Source organism: Acidimicrobiales bacterium, from assembly GCA_041394185.1.
Lineage (GTDB): Bacteria > Actinomycetota > Acidimicrobiia > Acidimicrobiales > Poriferisodalaceae > JAAETH01.
The window spans coordinates 714,142-730,535 of the sequence record JAWKIQ010000001.1 but is presented as its reverse complement, the minus strand read 5'-3'; the positions used below and the strand labels follow the sequence as shown (position 1 = coordinate 730,535).

Sequence of the window (16,394 nt, the reverse complement as noted above, 5' to 3'; positions counted from 1 at the left end):
TGATTCCAATGAGGAAGAGGCTTGCCCTTCTCGGCGCCCTGATGGTGGTGATCGGGCTTGGCTTCCTGATCGGCGCAGGCGTTGCCTACAGCAAGGTCTCGGCTGGCTATGACTCGCTGAACGCTTTCAGCGACGAGCAGAACGTGACCCTGACCTACAACGAAGACGGCGATCTGATCGACCGCGGCACCACAGAAGGCGCAGACGCGATCATGTCGTTGCTGAAGGACGACTACAAGTACCCGGTGGTCGACGGCGACCTGGACCCTGACGATCCGGTCATCAACACCGCCAGCGAGTACATGTACCAGATGGCGACGATCGTCTATCACACCCTGCACGGAGAGCAGAACATCACCCTCACCGAGGACGACATCGCAGCGGCGATCGCCTCCGAGCGGCTCGGTCCCGATGGCACCTACAACGGCGTGGTCGAGGCCTATCAGGGTCAGGTCCTCGAGCCTGGCACCTACACCGTGCCCGTCGCCGAACGCTACTGGACCGAATTCAACCGTACCGACCTGCTCGACGGCCCCGCTCGTGAAGGTGCCTGGAGCGGCACGGCTCACGCCCTGGTCGCAGAGCTCAGCATCGGTGCGGTCACCGCCAACGTCTTGCAGATGGGCCTGGGCTTCGCCGCCCTGCTCGGTGGCCTCGGCCTGATCTTCGTGGCCCTCGGCGTGGTCGTCTTCTGGATCGACCGGGAACTGCCCAAGGCAGAACCCGCAGAGTCCGAGTGATCAACCGAACCTAGCTAGCAAGCAAGTGGGCCGGCCCGGTGGGGTCGGCCCACTTTCGCGTTCTGCGTCAGTCGCCCACGAGGCCCATGGCCGCATCGACGGCCAGCTCTCGGGCCCTTGCCATCGGCAGCTCGCGCACCCGCCTGAGGGCCGTGTAGGTGGCGATCGTTGCGGTGATGAAGGCCTCGGCCACTTCGGTGGACCCGGCCGATCTGCCGGGCAGTTGTTCGACCAGCGCGACGATCGGGCCTACGTCGATGCGGTCGTAGGCCGAGCGATCGAGCAACGACGCAGCCACGAAGGACCGATTTCGCTCGGCGACGTAGCACAACACCGTGGCCATGACCTTCAGGTGATCCGGTGCTGGGGCATCTTGTTGTTGTGATGCACCGACGTTCCAGTCGTCGGCAAGACGCCGGCCGAGGGCCTCGAGTATTCCGTGTACGGTCAACCCCCAACGGTGGAACGTGACGCGCGACATCTCGACCTCGCGGGCCAGCGACGACATCGACAGCCCTCCCCTGCCGTCTCGCCCGAGTATTTGGGCGGCCGCGTCCAGCAGCGCCGGTGGTATCGCTTCAGCTCGGCCTTCGGAGTTGGTCATTGGCAAGACAGTATGGGACCAAAGTCCCTAATTCGGCCAATGGGCAAGGCGCGGCTCAACAGCGGCCCCGACGGCTCCGATGGAGAGTGGAAAGTGCAAGCGCAGTGAGACGCGAGGAAAGGACGGTCCGATGACCTTCATGCCGTGGGAGGACCGCTACAAGCTCGGGGTTGGCCCGATGGACGCCCAACACAGGGGTCTGGTCGACGCGATGAACAAGGTTCACGACTCGGTGTCGGCCGGTGCCACCGGCGCGGACCTGCTCCGCATGGTCGACAGCCTGGCCGCGCTGACTCAGCGCCACTTCGCATCAGAAGAGGCATACATGCAGTCGATCCAGTTCGCAGACCTGGAACAACACCGCACCATCCACGGCTTGTTGATGCGACAGCTCACCGAACACCGCGAGCGCATCGCCAAGACCGGCAAGCCCGACCCCAAGCTCTTCAGCTTCTTGAAGCTGTGGCTTCAGTCGCACATCTGCGGCATCGACGCCAAGTACGCCAGGGCCAAGATTCCGGCCGCCAACTCTATTTGACGACCAAGATCGAGCAGGGCAACACGTCGACCAGTTCCTCGGCCGAGTTGCCCATGATCAGACGCCGGATGCCACGCCTACCGACCGACCCGGCGACCACCAACGACGCGCCGACCGACCTGGCGACCTGAGCCACGGTGGGGGCGACCCTGCCTTTGGGCACGTGCAGGTTGTGCGGATCGACGACGACCCCCTCGTCGGCCAGCCACTTCTCCGTAGCGACCAGGTGTTGTGAACGCTCGATCTCGATTCTCTGATCGAGCCTTTCGAGGTCGGTCTGGAAGAACGCCGAGTTGCGCAGGTCTTCCTCGCCCCAGTACTCCCAGGTGTGCACGAAGTCGAGGTCGCAGCCGATGTCCTCTGCCATGGTCGAGCCCCAGTCGAGCAGCTTGCGATTGAGTTCGAGGCTGCGCTTGGACGGGTTCACGGCAACCAGGACCCGGTCGGTGTGGTCGGTCTTGGGCCGCAATATCAGCAGCGGGACGGGGCACGTGCGCACCAGGCGTCTGGCCGTCTTGATGGCACCCGGCTCGTCCTCGGGGTGATGACGACCAGGTCATATGCGCCCGCCAAGGCGTACTCGTTGATGACGTCGGTTCTGTTCCCGGTCTGGACGACCACCTCGATCTGGTGGCCCACCATCGCAGGGTCTCGCCTCAGCGCGTCGAGCGACAGACGTGCCACATGAGGGTGACCTGCAGTGACCACATCGAGGATCGTTGTGCGGGCATCGTCGGCAGCCAGCGCAGCGATGCGGCGCATGGCCAACTCGTTTCCCCGCTCGCCGAACGGGCAGTACAACACGTTGTGGATCTGTGACATCGGCACCTCGCCGACGAAGAGCCTAGACCTCCAGGGGGCGACTGGGATCTGCTATCCATTCACTGAGGCTGCCGTCGTATACGGCCACGTCGGGCCGACCCAGAATCTCGGACAACACGAAGGCGTCGCTGGTGGCAGCGATGCCACCACCGCAATAGGTGATCACCCGACCCTGTGGCCCCAGGTGTGCGAACTTGGTCGCCAGCTCGTCGGCCGGCAGATAGCGGTGCGTGTCGGGGTCGACCAACGACACCGCAAACACGTTGGTTGCACCCGGGATGTGTCCAGGTCGACCATAGCTGGGGTCTGTGCCGTCGTGGTTCTGGGGCGACAGTGCGTTGACGATGCAGGTGCCGGCGTCTTCGATGGCCGCCTCGACCTCGTCAATTCCCACGAACATGCCCGGACGAGGCCTGGCTACGAAGGTGGCGCTGGGCGGTGTAGCAGCGGCACCTTCGGCCACCGCGAACCCCTCCGCCTTCCACGATGCCAAGCCCCCGTCCAGCACAGCACATTCGTCGAAACCGAACGCCTTCAGCATCCAGAACACCCGGGTGGCCCACATCGTGAAGCGGCGGTCGTACAGGACGACCCGGGTTCCCTCGCCGACCCCGACCGCCTCCATGGCTGCGGCGAAGCGCTGGGCCGAGGGCACCGTGAAGCGCAGCTCGGAGTCGGGATCGCTGAGCTCGTTGGCCAGGTCGACGTAGGCCGAATTGGGGATGTGCTCGGCATCGAACGCGGCGTGAATGGGCTCGGCCGAGAAACCTCCCGCTACCGCAACCAGATCGACGGTGCACTCCAGTATTCGCAGGTCGGGGTCGTCCAGGTGTTCGGCCAACCAGTGCACATCAACGAGCGAATCCATCCCGTCTTTCTAGCGCCCAGGCGCCAAAACCGCCGACACCCTCCAGTTCTGGGGTCACCTTCCGGATCTGGGGTCGGATTCGAACCGCCGGCGGTCGAGATTCGACCCCAGATTCCGAGGATGGGGCGGGGCGGGACGGGGCGGGGCGCGCCGCGGGCTAGGCCGTGTAGCCATCCATGCGGGCCAAGACCTGCAACATCACCTCGTCGGCGCCTCCGCCGATGCCGGTGAGCCGGTTGTCGCGCAAGAACCGAGCCGTCCAGGTCTCTTCGACATAGCCGATGCCGCCGTGGAACTGCATGCACCAGTCGGCAACCTCGCGGACCAACCGCCCGGCCTTCAGCTTGGCGACGGTGGCCTGCCTGGTGGTGTCCTGCCCGTCGTCGTACATCTCGGCGATCGAGTGGCAATAGACCCTCAGCAGGTCCAGTTCGGCGGCCAGCTCGGCCAGCTTGAACTGGATGTACTGCTTTGCCAGCAGGGGTTCGCCGAAGACCGTGCGCTCGCGCAGGTAGCCGGCGGTGCGTTCGAGGGCCCGCTCCATGGCACCCACCGCGCCATAGGCACCCCACATCCGCTCGACCACGAACTGGGCCATCTGCTGCTGAAACCCGCGACCGATCTCGCCGATGGTGTTGGCGACGGGCACACGACAGTCGTCGAAGCTCAGCAAGCCGGTGTCAGATGCGCGCATTCCGAGCTTGTCGAGCTTCTTCGAAACGCTGAACCCGGGTGCCGATGTGGGCACGATTATCTGGCTCATGCCCCGATAGCCGCCCTCGTCGGAGGTTCTGGCCAACAAGCACAGCCAGTCGGCCTGCAGCGAGTTGGTGATCCACATCTTCGAGCCGTTGATGACCCACTCGTCGCCGTCGCGAACGGCGCGTGTGCGCAGCCCGGCGACATCAGATCCGGCGTCGGGCTCGCTGACCGCGATCGACGCCACCATCTCGCCCCGCAGAGCCGGGGCCAGATATTTCTCCTTCTGGTCGTGTGTGCCGAACTTGGCCAGGCTGGGGGTGGCCATGTCGACCTGCACCCCAAGGGCCATGGGCAGCGAACCGTGGTCGCAGCGGCCGAACTCTTCGGCGAGGATCACTGTGAACATGTGGTCGGCGCCCTGGCCGCCGTATTCGGGCTCGTATTCGAGGCCCAGCATCCCCAGCTTGGCCATGTCGGCGAAGATGTCGTGCAGCGGCATCATCTCGGCCGCTTCCCAGTCTGGGATTTTGGGGTTTATCTCGCGTTCGACGTAGTCGCGGACCATCGACCGAAACGCATGGTGCTCGTCGGTGACCTTCATCGTGACGCTCCCTCGATGGCTCGCCAAACCCGTTCGGGGGTTGTCGGCATGTCGATGTGGCGGACGCCCAGGTGGGCGAGGGCGTCGATCACGGCGTTCTGAACGGCGGGCGTGGCACCCACTGTGCCCGACTCGCCGATGCCCTTGGCCCCCAAGGGGTTGATGTGGGTGGGCGTCTCCAGAACCACCCGTTCGAACAGCGGCAGCTCGGCCGCCGACACGATCGCGTAGTCGGCGAAGTTGGCGGTCAGCGGGTTGCCGTCGGCGTCGTAGCGAACCTCTTCGTACAACGCCTGGGCCACCCCCTGGGCCAGGCCACCGTGCACCTGCCCGTCTGCCAACAACGGGTTGAGGATGACGCCGGCATCGTCGCACGCGATGAGCCTGGACAGGGTCACCTCGCCGGTGTGGCGGTCTACCTCGACCACCGCCACGTGGGCGCCAAACGGGAAGGTCGGCCCTTCCGAGTCGAAGACGTCTTCGGCGTGCAAGAGGCGCGGGCCCGACGAGGTGGCCTTCTGGTGCTCGGCTATGTCGGCCCAGCCGACCGACACGGCCGGTGTGCCCACCACGTGGAAGGCACCAGAGGATGTGTTCAACTCGATGTCGTCGGTGGCCGCCTCCAGCAGCGTGGCGGCGACCTCTTTGGCCTGTTGCACGAGCTTGTCCGAGGCTTCCCACAGAGCGGCCCCTGCCAGTTGAACACTGCGCGACCCGCCCGTTACCCCTCCCCTGGGGATGATGTCGGTGTCGCCGTGCACCACCTCGATGTCGCCGTAGTCGATGCCGGTTGCGTCGCTGACCAACATGGCCCACGAGGTGTGGTGTCCCTGCCCGTAGGGGCTCGATCCGGTCTTGATAAGCGCCCGGCCGCCATCGAGGAGCTCTACAGAACCCCACTCGGCCCTGCTGGCGCCTGCGGTGCGCTCGACATAGGTGGCCAGCCCGATGCCCAACCAGGGTTCGTCTTCGGTGGCTCGGCGCCTGGCCTGTTCGGCGCGCAGCTGTGCGTACCCACTGGCCTGAAGGGCGGCGTCGAGGCTGCCCTCGTAGTCACCAGAGTCGTACGGCGAGCCGGTTGGCGTCGCCAGGGGAAGGCATCGCGGGCCAGGAAGTTCTTTCGACGCACCTCGGCTGGGTCCATACCTATCTCGGCGGCGAAGGCGTCGACGGCGCGCTCGATGGCGGCCGCGGCTTCGGGGCGACCGGCTCCGCGATAAGCGCCGACCGGCGTGGTGTTGGTGACCACCGAGGCTGCCGAGAACCCGACGCTGGCGATGTCGTAGCACCCGGTCAGCATCGCCCTGCCGTTGTTCGGCAGGCCGGCCCCGCCCGCGGGGTAAGCGCCTGCGTCTTGGAGGATGTGCAGGTGGTAGGCCTGGATGTCGCCATCGCGGCTGCCGCCGATGCGGCAGGTCTGGACCTGTCCCCTGCCGTGGCCCAGCCCGGTCATGTCGTCCGACCGATCGGGGAACCACATGATCGGGCGACCGAAACGCTTGGACAGCCAGCCGAGAAGCACCTCTTCTGGGTGGGGCCGGCCCTTGGCGCCGAAGCTGCCACCTACGTCGGCCGACACAACCCGCAGCTGATCTTGTTCCAAGCCCAGACCGGCGGCCAGGCCTGCGCGCACCGGGTGAACACCCTGGCCGGCGTTGAAGTGGTGCAGCCTGCCGTCTTCGGCCCACGTCGCCATCGCCACCCGAGGTTCCAGCGCGGCGGGTGCCAGCCGGTTGTTGATGGTGCGCACATCGACGACCACCTCGCACTGCGAGAAGTCGGCCTGCAGGTCGCCCGAATCCATTCGGATCACGACATTGCCCTCGGCCGTGTCGTCGAACAGCACAACATCACCCTCGAGCGACCGCTCGGGGTCTATCACCACCGGCAGCGGTTCGTAGTCGATGAACACCGACTCGGCGGCGTCTCTGGCGGCTTCGGGGGTCTCGGCAACTATCGCCACCACCGGCTCGCCGACGAACCTGACCCGGTCGCGTGCCAGCAGCGGGCGAACCATCGCCTGGTCGAACGCAGGGCTGGTGGCCGGATAGTCGCCCAGGTCGAGGTCGGCTGCGGTGACGACCCCGACGACGCCCTCGCATTCGGCAGCCTCGGATACGTCGATCGACACGATCCGGGCGTGAGCCATGGTCGAAACGACGTATCGAACATGGGCCATACCCGGGAGACGCCGGTTGGCGACGAACTCGCCCTGGCCCCTCAGCAGGTGTTCGTCCTCGCGCCGGACGACTGGCGTTCCCCTCAGCGGTGCTCCCATGGGGCGAGTCTGCCATCTGAGAGGTTCGGCCACGAAAGCGCTGAGCAGTGCGGGCGTCTACTTCTCGTAGTGTGCGGTGTCGACCTGGCCGCCCCGCATCTCGGCGACGGCTCGCAGCACGTCGGTGACGGCCGACTCGAGCTCGTGGGCCACCGCTTCGACGTCTGCGCCGAAGTCGAGTGATTCGATGACGTCGCCCAGTCGCTCCTTGGAACGCCAAGCCGCGAACTTGGCCCACTCGGTGTACAGAACGTTGGGGTCGTCGACCGCCAGCAGATCGACCGAGCGGCTCTGGTCCTGCAGGCGGGCGTCGAGGGCCACGTAGCCGTTGACCATGGTGGTGCGGTCGCACAGGTCGTGGATCGGCCCAGCCCGATGCACCACCATGTCGCCGTGTAGCGCTACCGCCCAACCCGCTCCGGGGAAGTGGGGGGCAACGACGCGCTCGGGCGGTGGGGTCAAGCCCTGTGCTGCCAAGATCGCGGCCTGGTCCTTGGTGCCCACGAAATACTCGAACCTGCCGCCCGCCACCTGTGACGGGTCGGTGACCATCAGTACATAGTCCAGCGGCAGCGTGTCGTGATGCCACTTGTCGATGCCGACATCGACGGCGGTGGGCGCATAGTTCAGATGGCCCAGATGCAGCGGCATCGGATGGGGCGCCACCGGGGTGCCGTAGATGGCGCTCATATGCGCACACACCTCGGGGCTGATGCACAGGTCGCGAAGCCACCTCGACCGATAGCAGCCGCCTCGCACCATCCGTTCGATGCGGTCACCGGCAGGCTTGACGAACGTCTCGAGGCGTCGGGCCGTTTCGGCCATCACGGCAACGCCTTCGTCGCTCAACAGCCGGAACGGATCCGAAGCCGCAAGCGGCGTCGCCTTGCCGTCGATCTCGTCCTCGGTGTAGCCCAGGTCGGTCAGCATCACCACACGAGCAGGCATCTCGAGCTGAAGGTGGACCTGTGGATCGAAGGGCGGTTCGTCGTCGAGCCACTCGTATCCCGGTGGTTGGGTTTGGGGGAACTGCACCGCAACGCTCATGAATCCACTATCGCAGCTCGAATATGGTCCACGCGTGTCGACCTTGTACTGGTCGAGATACGCCACGCCGAACAGGGTCGTCGATGAGAGTGAAAACCGTAAGTGCCATTGCTGCCGCCAGCCTGGTGCTGACCGCGTGCGGAGGGGGTTCGTCGTCGGACCAGACGAGTGCCACCACCGCGCCACAGACCGATCAGACGACTACGACCCCTCCGGCCACCACGCCTGAGCAAGCTGAATCTGACACGACGGCAGCGAACGGTTCGCAAGACTCGTCCACCACCACCATGGCCGAGACCACGACCACCACCGTGCCCACGCCGGTGGTGGTCTTCGAGCTGGCGACCCTGCCACAGCTCGTGGCCGACGCCGTTGCGGCAACCCAAGGTGAGGGCGACGCTCTCGAGGTCGCCGAGAGGCTGGGTGGTTTCGCCTTCGAGATCGCACCGCCGGACGGATCGGTGCTGCACGAGCTGTCGACGACGATGTTCGGAAGTGCCGACAGCGCCCGCTGGAGCTATCGGTACGGTGTCATCGCGGCCGGCGGTGTTGTCGAGGATGTCGACATCAGTCTCGACGACAACGGGCCGGGCGCTGTGGCCTTGGCCGCTTACTACGACCCCATCATGGGCGCTCTGGGGTTCGAGCGGAACGGTTCCACCGGATCCGATCCCGGCGACCCAGGCGGCCCGAACTCGCTGAACCACGTTTATGACCCGGCCGACGAGCAGCTGTTGTTGAACGGTGTCGAGGGCCGAGTGCCCAACGTCAAGATCTGGGTCGACGAGGACGTCACCGGTGGCTCCTATTCCGACGACATCGAGATCCAGGGCGGCTACTGGTTCGACTACGACTTCCAGGTGCCGCCCGGTGCTGTGGCCTCTCCCCTGCTGTCGGAGATCGCCGCGGCGGTTCCTGTACCCGTCGGGGCATTGCTGACCGACGCCCGGCTGTCCCTGCACAAGCGCTTTGAAGACTCGTTCTCGTACGACCTTGGCCCGGCCTACGTGACCATCTCACTGACATGGCAGCTGCCGGAGGGTTCGCACGACCAGGCGATGGCGTACTACGCCGACTCGGCCACCTTCGAAGGCAACAACACGTTCGTGATCGGCGAGGCCAGCTTCTTCGACGCCACCATCTACGAGCCGTCAGAGTGGGGCGAGACCTTCGACGGGCACGGGATGGACCTGATGATGCTCGAACGATACGCGGCATCGCTCGAGCTCACCGAGGACGACGACGGCACGGTCGAGCTCGAACTCGACATCGAGCTCAACCCGACCGATCAGGTACGAGCCGCCAGCGATTAGTCGCTTGTGGTCAGGCGAAACGCTTCTGCAGCCAGTCGGCCATCGCCTGGCGATGATCGACCGGTGATCGCAGCACATCGACAGCGCCGAACGACGTGTGGATCTGCCCACGGCAGCGGTTGAGTTCGACATCGACACCCGCTTGGGCCATGGCCTCGGCGTAGGCCTCGCCCTCGTCGCGCAACGGGTCGAACTGGGCGGTGAATACCGCCGCCGGTGGAAGGTCGGCCAGAGACGGACTCAGCAACGGCGACACCCGCGGGTCGCTGCGGTCGGCCTCGTCGACGTAGTGGTCGAAGAACCAGTCCATCAGAGCCCGGGTGAGCACATAACCCTCGCCGTTCTCGTCCATTGAGGGCCAGGGCCGGGACGCGTCGGTTACCGGGGTTATCAGCATCTGGCCCACCAACTCGACCTCTCGGGTGTCGCGTGCCATCTGGGCGGTGACGGCGGCGAGGTTTCCGCCGGCGCTCCAGCCCGCCACCACCAGCTTGCCCGGCACACCGCCGAGGCTTTCGAGGTTGTCGGCAACCCAACTAAGGCCCGCCCACGCGTCGTCGACGGCCGACGGGAACCGGGCCTCGGGTGCGTGGCGATAGTCGACCGACACGATGATGGCGTTCGAGCGCACACAAAGGTCGCGGCACAGCGGATCGTCGGAGATCGAAGAGCCGAGCACCCAACCGCCGCCGTGGAAGTAGCACACGACCGGGTGGGGGCCGGTGGTCGCGGGCCGATACAGCCGGTATGCGATGTCCCCTGCCGGGCCTGGAAGCGAGCCGTCGACGATCTCGCCGACCTCGGGCCCGGGGGGACGGGCTGCCGACAGGGCCAGGTTGAACTCGCGAGCCTCCACCGGCGACATCGAGTCGAGCGTGGGCAGGTTCAACTCGGCCATGGTCTGCAGCAGGGTCATGACGTCGAGTTGCAGCTGGTTGACAACCCCGTCGTTGCACGACTCGCCGCCGGCGCCCGCCATGCGAAAGCCCAGATAGCCCCGCTCGACCACCGTGTCGCAGGTTCGCCGATAGTTGCCCACTCCGCCCACATAGGGCAGGAACACGCGTGGCTTGCCCGGCACATTCGCCCCCAGGTACCACGAGTTGGCCAAGCCGTACAGGGTGATGTCGGCACAGTCGTTTACATGCTGCACCCAGCCCTCTTCGGCGGTTTGGGTCGGTTCGATGGTATCGATGCCCTCGGCGCGCATGTGCACGAGCGTGTCGGTGATCCAGTCGACATGTTGTTCGATGGACACCGCCATGTTCGACAACACCGAGGGACTTCCCGGGCCGGTGACCATGAACAGGTTGGGGAACCCCACCGTGGTGAGGCCCAGGTAGGTCAAGGGGCCGTGCTCCCACTTCTCCTTAAGGGTGATGCCGCCCTTTCCTTCGATGTCGACGGCCACCAAGGCGCCGGTCATGGCGTCGAATCCGGTGGCGTAGACGATGACGTCGAAGTCGAGCGACTCGTCACCGACCTCTATGCCGGTCTCGGTGATGCAGTCGATGGGAGTCTTGCGCAGGTTCACCAGCCTGACATTCGGACGATTGAAGGTGGCGTAGTAGCCCGAGTCGAGGCACGGCCGCTTCGAGTTGAACGGATGGTCGTACGGGCACAGCGCCTCGGCAACCTCTGGGTCGTCGACGATCGAGCGAATCTTGTTGCGGATGAACTCGCAGTAGAGCTCGTTGGCCTCGACGTTCGAGCCCAGGTCTGCGAAGTAGGCGTGGGGGCGCAGGAGCTCGCCCCTGTCCCACAGCTCCTCGAACAGCGCGTCGCGTTGGGCGGGCTCCATATCGAGGATCTTGTTCTGGGTCATCGGCATCGAGACGCCTCCGCGCGACCATCGGGCGTCTTCGCGGTAGGCCTGCCAGTCGGGGCCGATCTCGTCGACCTTCCACTGGGGAACAGGGCCGTTGTGGGCCGGGGTCGAGAAGTTGGGGGTGCGCTGGAAGACCGTGACCTGGGCAGCCTGTTCGGCGATGAGCGGGATCGACTGGATACCCGATGACCCGGTGCCGATTACGGCGACCCTTTTGCCGCTGAAGTCGACCTCTTCGTGGGGCCACTTGCCGGTCACGTAAACGTCGCCGGTGAACCGCTCGGCGCCGTCGATCTCTGGCTCCTTGGGCACCGACAGGCAGCCGGTGGCCATTACATAGTGCCGACATGTCAGCGGGCCATCGCTGGTGTTGATGGTCCATGTGCTGGCGGCATCGTCCCATCGCGCAGACTCGACGGGTGTGTTGAGCCGGATGTCGCGCTTCAGATCGAAGCGGTCAGCGACGAACTCGAGATAGCGCAATATCTCCGGCTGCGTCGCATACTTCTCGCTCCATTCCCATTCGTCCTGGAGCGCTGGATCGAAGCTGTACTGATAGTCCAGGCTCTGCACATCGCAGCGCGCGCCCGGGTAGCGGTTCCAATACCAGGTTCCGCCGACCCCGCCGGCCTTGTCGACAACGATGGTCTTGAAGCCCTCCTGACGCAGCCGGTGCAGCAGGTACAGCCCTGCCATACCCGCGCCCACGACGACGACGTCAGCATCCAACTGTTCGTTCACACTTCCCCCATGCTGTCTCGATCCCTATCCGCGATTCCGCGGTCGATCACCGCCGGCTGAGTCTCCAGCTGTGGGCCGAGTAGGCCCACGGGGCCTACTCCGCCCGGGCCTTCATTGCGTTCGGGCCACGCAGGCCCGGCCTGGTCCTAGCTCGCTCGCAGAGCTCACTCGGCCCAGGCCTTGATCTTCTCGATCACCTTCAGTGCGTCTTCTGGGCCGTCGGCGACGTCGATGTTCAAGTAGGTCACGCCGACCTCCTTGTAGACCTCGATGCGATCGCGCACCCTGCCCTCGTCGCCGGTGAGGCTGGCCTTGTCGATGTAGTCCTCGGGCACCGCCGCCATGGCCTCGGCCTTGTTGCCACCGAGGAAGTTGTCCTGGATCGCGATGGCCTCGTCGACATATCCGTAGCGCTTGAACAAGTCGTTGTAGAAGTTCTTGTCGCGCGCTCCCATGCCGCCCACGTAGAAGCCGATGTGGTTGCGGACAGCATTGCGGGCTGCGTCGACATGGGGGCCTTCGCCCAGCGCGACCGTGCCACCGGCGATGATCTCGAGCTCGCCCAGCTCGGGGTCGCGCTTGGCGCGACCTGCTTCGAGCGAGTCGCCCCAGACGTCGTTGAACTTGTCAGGCACGAAATGGATGGGCTGCCACACGTTGGCGATCTGGGCGGCCATCTCGACGTTCTTGGGCCCGATTGCGGCGATGGCGATCGGTATGTCACTGCGAAGCGGCTTGCACATGAGGCGCAGCGGCTTGGCAAGGCCGGTGCCTTGGCCCTCGGGCAGCGGCAGGCTGAACGCCCGACCTTCGTGGGTGACCTTGTCGCCAGACCACACCTTGCGGCAGATCTCGATGACGTCGCGGGTCATACCCAGCGGCTTGTTGAAAGGCACGCCGTGCCAGCCCTCGATGACCTGCGGGCCAGACGATCCCAGGCCCAGGATGAAACGGCCTCCGGACAGGGCATCGATGGTCATCGCGGTTTGGGCGATGAGGGCCGGGGTGCGGCTGTAGATGGGCAAGATGCCCGTCATCAGCTTCATGCGCTCGGTCTTGCCGGCCAGGTAGGCCAGGGTCGACACCAGGTCGAACCCATAGATCTCGCCGCCCCACACCAGGTCGACGCCGGCGCTCTCGAGGTCTTGGGCTCGGCGGGCGAGGGCCTCGGGGTCGAGGTTGGTTCCGGCGCCGAGCGCCATGGCGATCTTCATGTGGGTCTCCAGATCCGGTGAACACACCGATCGTAGAACGCCCGGCTGCGCGAACGCGAAGCCGTCTGGCAGGATCGGGCGATGAACTCGTCTACCCCGGCACTGTCGGTCTACGTCGGCGACATCACCGCACTGGACGTCGACGCCATAGTGAACGCGGCCAACTCTTCGCTGTTGGGCGGCGGTGGCGTCGACGGCGCCATACATCGGGCTGCAGGGCCCGAGCTGTTGGCCCATTGCCGAACGCTGGGCGGTTGCCCTACAGGCGAGGCCAAGATCACACCGGGCTTCGCCCTGCCCGCCAGGTGGGTCATCCACACCGTCGGGCCGGTCTGGGCGGGCGGGTTTGCGGGCGAACCGGATCTGTTGGCATCGTGCTATCGCAACTCGCTGGCGTGCGCCGACCAGGTCGGTGCGGTGTCGGTGGCGTTTCCGGCCATCTCGACGGGTGTCTACGGCTATCCCAAAGAGGCCGCGGCCGCGATCGCCGTCGACACGGTCAGAGCCACCCCGACCTCGGTGGGCCGGGTCGTATTCGTCGCGTTCGATGCCGTCGCCGGCCAGATCTACGAGCGGTTGTTGGGCAGCTGACCGCCGTCACATACGAACCCGCTGGCTGCGCGGGTCATAGAAGCTGCGGATCGAAGGTGTTGCGTCCACCCGCGCTCCGGCCACCTCTATCTGCCAGGTACCGGAGTCGAGCCAGCCCTGGTCGATCGCCTCCGGGGAGTTCGCATACCCCATACCCAGGCAGCGATCTTCCGTGTAGCTCCACATGGCCGAGGTCAGGCGTCCCACCATCACGCCATCGCGAAACACCGGCTCGTCGTGACAGGCCATGACGCCTGGGTCTTCGATGCGGAACTGCAAGAGGCGCTTGGATCGCAGTTCATGGCGCTGCTGCTCCAGCGCTTCTCGGCCGACGAAGTCGAGCGGCTTGTCCCAGGCGACGGCAAATCCCAGGCCGGCTTCCAGCGGGGTGTCCTCGTCTGCGATGTCGTGTCCCCAGTGGCGGTAGCCGGCCTCGAGCCTCAGCGAGTTGAGGGCGTGAAAGCCGCAATGGCGCAGGCCGAGGTCTCGGCCGGCCGACACGATTGCGTCGTAGACGGCCAACGCATGGGCGGTGGGGATGTACAACTCCCAGCCCAGTTCGCCCACATAGGTCATACGCATGGCCAGAACCTCGATGCCGGCCAGGTCGATGTGGCGCGCCGTTCCGAACGCGAACTGGTCGTTGCTCATCTCGTCTGCCCCCAGCGACTGCAGCAGCGCCCGCGACGACGGCCCCATGACGCCAAGCGCCGAGATGTCGTTGGTGACGTCGGTGATGGCGACGGCTCGCCCCTTGCACGCACGGCGCAGCCACGCCATGTCGCGAGTGGCCGACGCCGGTGCTGTGACGACCAGGAATCGTTGCTGGCCCAGCCGGGTGACCGTCAGGTCGGCCTCGATGCCGCCGCGGCGATTGCACCACTGGGTGTACACCGCCTTGCCGATGGCGACGTCGATGAGGTTTGCCGACATCGTGTCGAGAACCTCGAGGGCGTCGGGCCCCTCGACTATCCAGCGGGCGTAGCTGGTCAGATCGAACAGGCCCACGGCGGTGCGAACCGCCATACATTCCTCTCCGCACAGCTCGTGCCAGTTCTGTTTGCCGAAGCTGTAGCGGTAGACCCGCTCGGTGTCGCCGGTGGCAAACCAGTTGGGCCGCTCCCATCCCGCCAGCTCGCCCCACACCGCTCGGGCCTGGTCGAGCCGCTCGTGGAACGGGCTGAACCTGATGCCTCGTGCGCTCTCGTATTGCCGGTGCGGCCAGTGCATCGCATAGAGCAAGCCGAGCGATTCGGGAATGCGTTCGGCCAGGTAGGTGTCGTCGCTTTGGAACGCGAACGCGCGGCGTATGTCGACGCTGCAGAGGTCCATCGGTGGCAGCCGGTCTGCGATCCAGTCGGCCAGCACCCAACCGGCCCCGCCGGCCGACTGGATTCCGACCGAGTTGAACCCCGCGGCCACGAACACACCATCCACCTCAGGGGCCTCGCCGAGGTAATAGACACCGTCGGGGGTGAAGGCCTCTGGCCCATTGAAGAACAGTTGCAGGCCGCACTCGGCCAGCACCGGCATGCGGCGTGCCGCTCTTTCGAACACGGGTCCGACGTGTTCCCAGTCCTCTGGAAGGGTTCCGAACGAGAAGTCCCTGGGCACACCTTCCAGAGACCACACCTTGCCTCGCGGTTCGAAGAACCCGGCCATGATCTTGCCGGTCTCCTCCTTGAAATAGGTGAAGCCACCCGGGTCGCGCAAGGTCGGCATACCGGGGTACACACCCTCGAGCGGCTCTGTCACCACATAGAAGTGCTCGCAGGCCTGCAGCGGCACGTTGACGCCGATCTTGGCTGCGAGGTGCCTGGTCCACATGCCGGTGGCCAACACGACGGTCTCGGCCTCAACCTCGCCCCGCTCGGTGACGACGCCCGTGGCCCGGCCGTCGACCACCTTCACGTCGGTCACAGCGACGCCCTCGACCATCCGCACCCCACCGGCCTTGGCGCCCTTGGCCAGTGCCATGGTCGTGTCGACCGGCGAGGTGACGCCGTCGCCGGGAATCCACAGCGCTCCCACCAGTTCGTCGACGTCGGCCAGCGGGACCTTCTCCGAAACCTCGTCGAGGCTCATCTCGTGAACCTCGACGCCAGCGCAGGCCGCCATACCCTTGGCCCTCAGCAGCTCCTGCCACCGGTCCTCTGTGTCGGCGACGGTGATGGCGCCCGGGCGACGGAACCCGGTCGCCTGTCCCGTCTCGGCCTCGAGCGTTTCGTACAACTCGGCCGAATAGCGGGCCAACCGGGTCAGGTTGAAGCTCGACCGCAGCTGGGCCACCAGGCCGGCCGCGTGCCAGGTGGTGCCCGACGTCAGCGTTCCCTGTTCGATCAACACCACGTCGGTGATGCCTCGTTTGGCCAGGTGATAGGCCACCGAACACCCGACGATGCCGCCACCGACGATCACGACCTGGGCCCGCTCGGGCAGCTCTGCCATGGCGGCGAACTATACGCAGTAAGTGCTGTCGGGTTCTTTCGAAGATTTGCTCGGTTCAG

15 protein-coding genes are annotated in these 16,394 nt (G+C 65.7%); 4 read left to right on the top strand and 11 right to left on the bottom strand.

Going from position 1 to position 16,394, the window contains the following annotated elements; translation table 11 throughout:
- The first annotated feature begins 8 nt into the window (after nucleotides 1-8).
- On the top strand, nucleotides 9-740 hold the full coding sequence (locus R2770_03520) for a hypothetical protein (protein ID MEZ5279518.1): 732 nt from the start codon (nucleotides 9-11) through the stop codon (nucleotides 738-740).
- A 67-nt stretch (nucleotides 741-807) separates the two neighbouring features.
- Here R2770_03520 and R2770_03515 read toward each other — a convergent pair whose 3' ends face one another.
- On the bottom strand, nucleotides 808-1,344 hold the full coding sequence (locus R2770_03515; GenBank protein ID MEZ5279517.1) for a hypothetical protein: 537 nt from the start codon (nucleotides 1,342-1,344) through the stop codon (nucleotides 808-810).
- A 130-nt stretch (nucleotides 1,345-1,474) separates the two neighbouring features.
- On the opposite strand from R2770_03515, the gene R2770_03510 reads away from it, so the two are divergent.
- Nucleotides 1,475-1,882 carry a hemerythrin family protein gene (locus tag R2770_03510; protein ID MEZ5279516.1) on the top strand — a complete coding sequence of 136 codons (408 nt, stop codon included), beginning with the start codon at nucleotides 1,475-1,477 and terminating at the stop codon, nucleotides 1,880-1,882.
- On the opposite strand, the gene R2770_03505 is transcribed toward R2770_03510, so the two are convergent.
- From R2770_03505 to R2770_03475, 7 genes are all read right to left on the bottom strand, one after another.
- Nucleotides 1,875-2,381, bottom strand: a complete 507-nt coding sequence (locus tag R2770_03505) for a universal stress protein (GenBank protein ID MEZ5279515.1) — start codon at nucleotides 2,379-2,381, stop codon at nucleotides 1,875-1,877. The genes R2770_03510 and R2770_03505 overlap by 8 nt on opposite strands.
- Nucleotides 2,354-2,704 carry a hypothetical protein gene (locus R2770_03500; protein ID MEZ5279514.1) on the bottom strand — a complete coding sequence of 117 codons (351 nt, stop codon included), beginning with the start codon at nucleotides 2,702-2,704 and terminating at the stop codon, nucleotides 2,354-2,356. The genes R2770_03505 and R2770_03500 overlap by 28 nt, the downstream gene beginning before the upstream one ends.
- Before the next feature lie 22 nt (nucleotides 2,705-2,726).
- Nucleotides 2,727-3,572: a sulfurtransferase gene (locus tag R2770_03495; protein ID MEZ5279513.1), complete on the bottom strand. Its 846-nt coding sequence runs from the start codon at nucleotides 3,570-3,572 to the stop codon at nucleotides 2,727-2,729.
- A gap of 157 nt (nucleotides 3,573-3,729) precedes the next feature.
- The gene (locus tag R2770_03490; protein ID MEZ5279512.1) at nucleotides 3,730-4,875 is read right to left on the bottom strand and encodes an acyl-CoA dehydrogenase family protein; all 1,146 of its coding nucleotides are present in this window, start codon (nucleotides 4,873-4,875) and stop codon (nucleotides 3,730-3,732) included.
- On the bottom strand, nucleotides 4,872-5,879 hold the full coding sequence (locus R2770_03485) for a molybdopterin cofactor-binding domain-containing protein (GenBank protein MEZ5279511.1): 1,008 nt from the start codon (nucleotides 5,877-5,879) through the stop codon (nucleotides 4,872-4,874). Before R2770_03485 ends, R2770_03490 begins: the two co-directional genes overlap by 4 nt.
- On the bottom strand, nucleotides 5,762-7,153 hold the full coding sequence (locus R2770_03480) for a molybdopterin cofactor-binding domain-containing protein (GenBank protein ID MEZ5279510.1): 1,392 nt from the start codon (nucleotides 7,151-7,153) through the stop codon (nucleotides 5,762-5,764). Before R2770_03480 ends, R2770_03485 begins: the two co-directional genes overlap by 118 nt.
- A gap of 57 nt (nucleotides 7,154-7,210) precedes the next feature.
- Complete coding sequence (locus R2770_03475) at nucleotides 7,211-8,200, bottom strand: hypothetical protein (protein MEZ5279509.1); 990 nt, start codon at nucleotides 8,198-8,200, stop codon at nucleotides 7,211-7,213.
- A gap of 83 nt (nucleotides 8,201-8,283) precedes the next feature.
- On the opposite strand from R2770_03475, the gene R2770_03470 reads away from it, so the two are divergent.
- Nucleotides 8,284-9,513: a hypothetical protein gene (locus tag R2770_03470; GenBank protein MEZ5279508.1), complete on the top strand. Its 1,230-nt coding sequence runs from the start codon at nucleotides 8,284-8,286 to the stop codon at nucleotides 9,511-9,513.
- A gap of 10 nt (nucleotides 9,514-9,523) precedes the next feature.
- On the opposite strand, the gene R2770_03465 is transcribed toward R2770_03470, so the two are convergent.
- Nucleotides 9,524-12,082 (bottom strand): alpha/beta hydrolase fold domain-containing protein, encoded by a 2,559-nt coding sequence (locus R2770_03465; GenBank protein MEZ5279507.1) that lies wholly within the window; start codon nucleotides 12,080-12,082, stop codon nucleotides 9,524-9,526.
- Between the two features lie 164 nt (nucleotides 12,083-12,246).
- Entirely contained in the window at nucleotides 12,247-13,296 is a 1,050-nt protein-coding gene (locus tag R2770_03460; protein MEZ5279506.1) for an LLM class F420-dependent oxidoreductase, read from the bottom strand.
- 81 nt (nucleotides 13,297-13,377) lie between these two features.
- Between R2770_03460 and R2770_03455 the strand changes: the two genes are divergently transcribed.
- Nucleotides 13,378-13,887, top strand: a complete 510-nt coding sequence (locus R2770_03455; protein MEZ5279505.1) for an O-acetyl-ADP-ribose deacetylase — start codon at nucleotides 13,378-13,380, stop codon at nucleotides 13,885-13,887.
- Nucleotides 13,888-13,893: 6 nt separating this feature from the next.
- On the opposite strand, the gene R2770_03450 is transcribed toward R2770_03455, so the two are convergent.
- Nucleotides 13,894-16,335 (bottom strand): FAD-dependent oxidoreductase, encoded by a 2,442-nt coding sequence (locus tag R2770_03450; GenBank protein MEZ5279504.1) that lies wholly within the window; start codon nucleotides 16,333-16,335, stop codon nucleotides 13,894-13,896.
- Nucleotides 16,336-16,394 lie beyond the last annotated feature (59 nt).